This is a genomic window from Corynebacterium tuscaniense DNF00037 (genome assembly GCF_000759055.1).
In the GTDB taxonomy this organism is placed as follows: domain Bacteria; phylum Actinomycetota; class Actinomycetes; order Mycobacteriales; family Mycobacteriaceae; genus Corynebacterium; species Corynebacterium tuscaniense.
In genome coordinates, this window is the sequence record NZ_JRNG01000064.1 from 1 (window position 1) to 5,575 (window position 5,575).

Below are 5,575 nucleotides of genomic sequence, written 5' to 3' on the forward strand. Positions count from 1 at the left end.
ATTTTTTCGTATTTTGATCGGCAAATTACGAAACGAGGTCAAAACTACGAAACGAGCACACTATAGACGTGTCACAGGTCACAAAAAGGCGCGCCCCTTGCGTGTCACCATGCCGCCACACAACAGCTGCCCCACCACAACACCCCAGCCGTGCCACGTGGCGTGTAGAAACGTGCTCGGTTCGATTCGTAAAGATTAGGTCGCAGGCTATTGTGCGCGACGCATAAGTTCCGTACGATGGCCCCCAGACCGTATGTGGCGTTTTAATTCGTTTTTGGTTTAGCCAGCCGCATACGGGGGATAACCCCGAGGATAATTCATAAAGAGACAGCCTCTCGACCGTGATAGGCGCGGTTCCTCCGACGAGATAGACCGGTCGGCAACGGCATTGCCAACCACAAAAGCGGTCAGGTAGGGAGTAAGCGCTCCCGTAAAGCGATGGGACGGCAGACCACCGTTCTAGCGAGTTGAGCACGGCACTCCAAGCCGCCTGAATAGCAAGCCGGTAAAGCACCCCGCTCCGGGACAGATCAATCTGCCCAGGAGCGTTTTTCTATGTCCGAAAAGGACACGACTACCGCCGTCGCGCCACGCTTTTACACGCTGCAGGAACTCGCCGATCTCGGCGTCGGCTCCGAGTCCACGTTGCGAAAAGCTATTAAAGAGGGCCGTCTTTCATTCCACCGTTTCGGCACCGCCTATCGGATTCGCCAAGACGATCTCGACGCCTACCTCGCGGCCGCACGCCGCCCTGCCCCGCAGCTATTCGACGGCTTCGTCGATGCCGTCGTGAATGCAGCGCCCCAACTGACAGATGAGCAGCGCCAGCAGCTCGTCACGGTGCTGGGCGGTGTGAAGCACTAATGCGGACAAACCCGCCTACGACGAGATCCCGCCGCTTAGCTCAGCTAGTCAGGCTGGGTCTTGAACTGAGTGCGAGGGCTGATGGGTGATGGCCGTGCTACTACACACGCGCGCTCCACCGTCGTGCCCCGAGTCCAAATAAACAGTTCATTCAACCAAGGAGAACAAACCATGTCTTTCAGAGACGATTACGCAGCAGCGCTGCGCGATGAGCAGCAAGCAAAAGATACCGTGAACGAGGCGCGCCGTGCACACAAAGCGACAAAGGAGCGCCTTGCGCAGTTGCGCAAGTATGCCGAAGAGTTCGAGGTGAATCTCGACGGTGACAAGTCCGCCAGCACCGAAGGGGACGGTGACAAGTCCGCCAGCACCGAAGGGGACAGCGATACACCTGAGAACGGTGACGGCGACACGCCTGAGAGCACCGAGGGCAGTAAGCCGAAGCGGCATCTAGAAGTTGTACCCGACTAACCCTTTAGCCGTACACGCAATCACCTCATGTGTGTACGGCCACGCGGCGTGACGACGTACAGCCGTCACGTTTGATGTCGCCACACACCCCGCTCGCAAGGGCGGGGTTTTCGCGTGTGTGCGGGTGGCTGCGGCACCGCTACACGTGACACTGTCACGATGCTTGCGCCGGTATCGGCGACGGGGCATATACACGTCTGCCCCGTCGCCTGGATCATCCGCCACATGGCTGGCGGTATGTCGCGCTGCTGTTATGCGCGGTTCTGGCCGGCATAGTCTTGTGTGGACTTGAAATATGCCGAAGACGGGGCCGTGGGTGCAGCAAAGACAGCAGCGTGGACAGAGCAGATTTCAGCAACAGTCATGTTGCTGAAGTTGTGACCGCGACGGCAGATGGTATGCGGCGGACGCCGCATTATGCCGCGTCGGTAGAAACGCCAATATCCATCTCGGCAGGCTTGCCGTGATGGAGTGTTTCGTGATGACCCAAACACGACACATCGATGCTGGCATATCCGAATACATATCGACGGGATATATCGGATTGCCGGCAGTGTCGTAATGCAGAGCATGGGTCATCACACAAGGTGCAGCGCCAGCTGCACTATTGGGCATCTTGACCGGAGCGCAAGCGGAGGGCAAGACAGCACCAGCCAGACCGAGCGAGCGAGGTCTGAGACTGGGGCTGTAGGGGGCGGCGCGCCAGCGCCGGGCACCGGGTTATGCGAGCGCCAGCGAGCAGTAATACCCGGTGCAGTGCCTCGGCTATGCCGAGCGCCGGAGCGCAGCGGAGGCGTCGCACCCCCTTATGCCCTTTTCCCCCTTCTACCCCTATAACGACAAACATATAGGGGTTTTGACACAGAAGGGGGCTGCGACCTGCGTGTTTCGGGTCTTTATGCGGTCTTCGACCCTTACCCGAAACGGCCCGTTGATGCGCGAAGCGCACATGGTGCCTACACAAAATCTGCAGGTCGCCACGCTGTGCGCACCACATGCGGCTACGTCCGTTGTATGTCGGTCTTAAAGTAAGGGCCGATGACGGGTGGAAACGCCGCTTGCGGCGTCTTCCCGCGTCATCGAGACACCTGCAGCGAGCCTGCGAGCGCAAGGTGTCTAACCGAACGGCAAGACCGACATCGTTGACGTGGTGCGCACAGCGACACCCTGCACCGTGACACCGCCGTCAGGCGGTCATTGCAGGGTGGTGAAAATCCCGCAGCGAGCCATCCGCCACAAGGCGGTGTTGATGCTGCTGCGGGGGTAACGACACGGGCTGAGTAACACACTCCATATCGGCCCGTGCAACAAGCACAGTATCGGTGCAGACGCATCACGCTCGCGGCGACCATATGCGCGCAAGCGCATGTAACGAGCACCGCCAGCGACGTGTGTTTCGCAGCTGCAAGCTGCGGCAGATTCAGCGGCAGCTGCTGATGCAAATGTGTAGCGCCGCGACTCGATTGGTTCATCTTTGTGGGCCACGGCTATACGGCCCTGTGGCGGCTTTGTACGCCTCGGATGGACGGAGTGCGCGTGCAGAAGAACAGTTTCGAGACGTCGCTGTTCGTCGTGTATCTGCCGAAGTCGATGTGCAAGGAGATCCCCGACTACTACACCAGTGAGGTGGACGGGCGCGAAGTGAAACGTCCGCGCTATGTCGCCCGCGACTACGAAGAAGCAAAGAAGTACCCCGAAGAGTCAATGCGTTGGCTCGCCGAGAACTTCATTCCCGGCGGCATCGATGCCGTTGCTGGCGGTGATATGAACTTCGACGAGAGCACACCACACATCCAGTTCCAGGCTGACACGTTCTCGCCGAAGCCCGAAGATCCCGACAAGCTTCGCTGCCGCCCCGGCATCGCGTACAACACTGACACCTCCGTGCGGTACACATCTGGCCCGAAGAAGGGCAAGCAGATCTCGGGTAATCAAAAGTTCATCGACGCGCAACGCGGACTCCGGGAGCACATGCACGCGCTGGGCTATCCGGTGGAGCTAGAAGTGTCAGAACGACACGACGAATCACTCAACCTCGACCGCTACATCGAGCAGCAAGACCGGGAGCGGGATCTCGCGAACCGCGAGGATGATGTCGAAGTCAAGAAGCGTTCCGTACAGCGCGACATGGACGCGATTGATCGTGACCGCGAGCAGGCTGCTAAGGAACTTGAACAGGCGCAAGAAGCCCGCGAAGCAGCCCAGCGCGTACAGGAGAATGCTGAAGCACAGGCTCGCGAGGTTGCCGAGCGTGTGCTCAAGGAAGCACGCGAGAAGGCCGAACAAGAAGCCGAGCAGACCATGGGCCTTGCCGAAGCGCAAGCAGACGAACTGCACGACCTGGCCGAAGAGACTGCGCGGTCCAAGGCGAGCGAGATTACAGCCGCAGCCCGCAGCGAAGCGGAGTCGATCACTCGTAAGGCTGACGAGGCTCGTAAGCAAGCCGAGCGCGACGCAGAAAAGATCCGCAGCGAAGCACGAGATGAGGCCACACGCACCCGCGACGAGGCCACAGGTGACGCTGCAGTAACGCGCAAGGATGCTCACGATGAGGCTGATCAGATCCGCCGCAACGCGCACGCGGATGCCGAAGACGAAGCCGCCATCATCATCGAAGAAGCGGTGAAGTCAAGACAGCAGTTGGAGCACTTGGATAAGAAGTTCCTGGTGCAAGAACTGCATCGTAGCCCGGAGCTGCTTGAGCGTTACACGCTGTTCAGGCAGTCGCAGACCTCAGGCAAGAAGGACGGGGCGCAGCAGCGCGCACGTGAGCGCATTGAGAAGCGCCGCCAGCAGCAACAGCAGCAGCGTGACCACGACGGCGGCAGGGAGCTGTAGGGGCGCTCTCCCCTGCCCTGTACGGCCTTCTGAGGGCCGTATAGGGTGCCGTCGGCGTCCGTCGGTCATCGGCGGCGGGCAAACCGCTGAGATTCGGCGAAAAGCGAAGAAATCTCGGCTAGGCGGGGCCAGTGTCACTACGTTGCGCAGTGAATTGGCCTGTTAAGTGGCGGAGATAGTGCGCAGTACGTCGGTGTGTACGGCGGCGCATGTGCTGCGCAGAAGAGACGCCCGCAAAAGGGCCGGCAGAATGTCGTTGTCATTCTGTTGCGCAGTAAAGGTGTCAATAGAATGGCGAGCCACTTTATTGCCCGATTCACATGTCATTAAAGTGACAGGGCATTTGATTGCGCAGTAAACGTGTCGACGAAATGGGTGCCCAATACACAGTGCAACCTACGTGTTAATGAAATGTCGCGTCCACTACATAGTGCAGTGAATTGCGCAGCAGAAACGCCAGTAAAAGCACCGCTGCACTGCACTGTAAAACAGCACGGGTGATGTGCAACAAAGCGGCGTGTGAAATGCACCGTGAAATGTCAGTGCACCTAGAGCTGCACCACCGCTATTCCCCTACGACGTCCGAACGGCGCCTTGGTGCTGTTGCAAACTTCAGGCGGAGAGCCGTGACGACCCAGTCTTCATCCTCTGATGCTCGCTGCGGGTCGGCGTTCTCAGGCAGCCTCGAACACCCGGCTGACGATCACCGCATCCGGGTTCGGTTGCTCGTAGGCAAACATCGCGCCCTGGCCTTTCCGTAATGAGTGCATCGCTTCCATCCCTTTCAACGTCCGGTACGCCGAGGTCCGGTTTTTGAACGCCCCCTTCGGTCCGAGGATCCGTTTCAGCCGCCCATGATCTCCTTCAATGACGTTATTGAGGTATTTCACCTGCCGGTGTTCCACGGTCTGCGGGCAGATTCCCTCTGACTTCAACTCGGCGATTGCCCTGGCCAGGGAGGGTGCTTTATCGGTGTTGATCACCCGCGGGAACCCGGTTATCGTGTTCGACCTCAGGGTCTTGGCCAGGAAACGCTTCGCTGCGGCGACATTACGCTTTGGGGACAGGTAAAAATCCAGGGTATGCCCACCCGCGGTGATGGCCCGATAGAGGTAGCACCACTTTCCCCCGACCCGGATATAGGTCTCGTCCACCCGCCAGGACCGGGCCTGCCAATCCGGGACTTGTCGGTACCACCGAGTCTGCTTGTCCAGCTCAGGAGCATATTTCTGGACCCAGCGGTAGATGGTGCTGTGATCGACCGGTACGCCGCGTTCGGTCATCATTTCTTCCAGATCGCGGTAGCTGAGCCCGTAGCGGCAGTACCACCGGACCGCCCACAGGATGATTTCACGGGGAAATGACGACCGGAGAAGATGCCCATGGCTGTGATTATTTCACG

Annotated in this window: 3 protein-coding genes and 1 pseudogene; 3 read left to right on the top strand and 1 reads right to left on the bottom strand. The window is 59.2% G+C overall.

Translation table 11 applies throughout. The features are described from left to right. The first annotated feature begins 555 nt into the window (after nt 1-555). The 3 genes from HMPREF2129_RS10230 (at nt 556) to HMPREF2129_RS10240 (ending at nt 4,173) form a co-directional block, all read left to right on the top strand. Nucleotides 556-864, top strand: coding sequence for a helix-turn-helix domain-containing protein (locus HMPREF2129_RS10230; protein ID WP_024058948.1), 309 nt, complete (start codon nt 556-558; stop codon nt 862-864). A gap of 171 nt (nt 865-1,035) precedes the next feature. Next, nucleotides 1,036-1,335: a hypothetical protein gene (locus HMPREF2129_RS10235; protein ID WP_024058949.1), complete on the top strand. Its 300-nt coding sequence runs from the start codon at nt 1,036-1,038 to the stop codon at nt 1,333-1,335. Nucleotides 1,336-2,871: 1,536 nt separating this feature from the next. Next, on the top strand, nt 2,872-4,173 hold the full coding sequence (locus tag HMPREF2129_RS10240) for a coiled-coil domain-containing protein (RefSeq protein WP_232218152.1): 1,302 nt from the start codon (nt 2,872-2,874) through the stop codon (nt 4,171-4,173). Nucleotides 4,174-4,847: 674 nt separating this feature from the next. On the opposite strand, the pseudogene HMPREF2129_RS10245 reads toward HMPREF2129_RS10240, so the two are convergent. Beyond that, nucleotides 4,848-5,557, bottom strand: a pseudogene (locus HMPREF2129_RS10245) (IS6-like element ISCef5 family transposase). Nucleotides 5,558-5,575 lie beyond the last annotated feature (18 nt).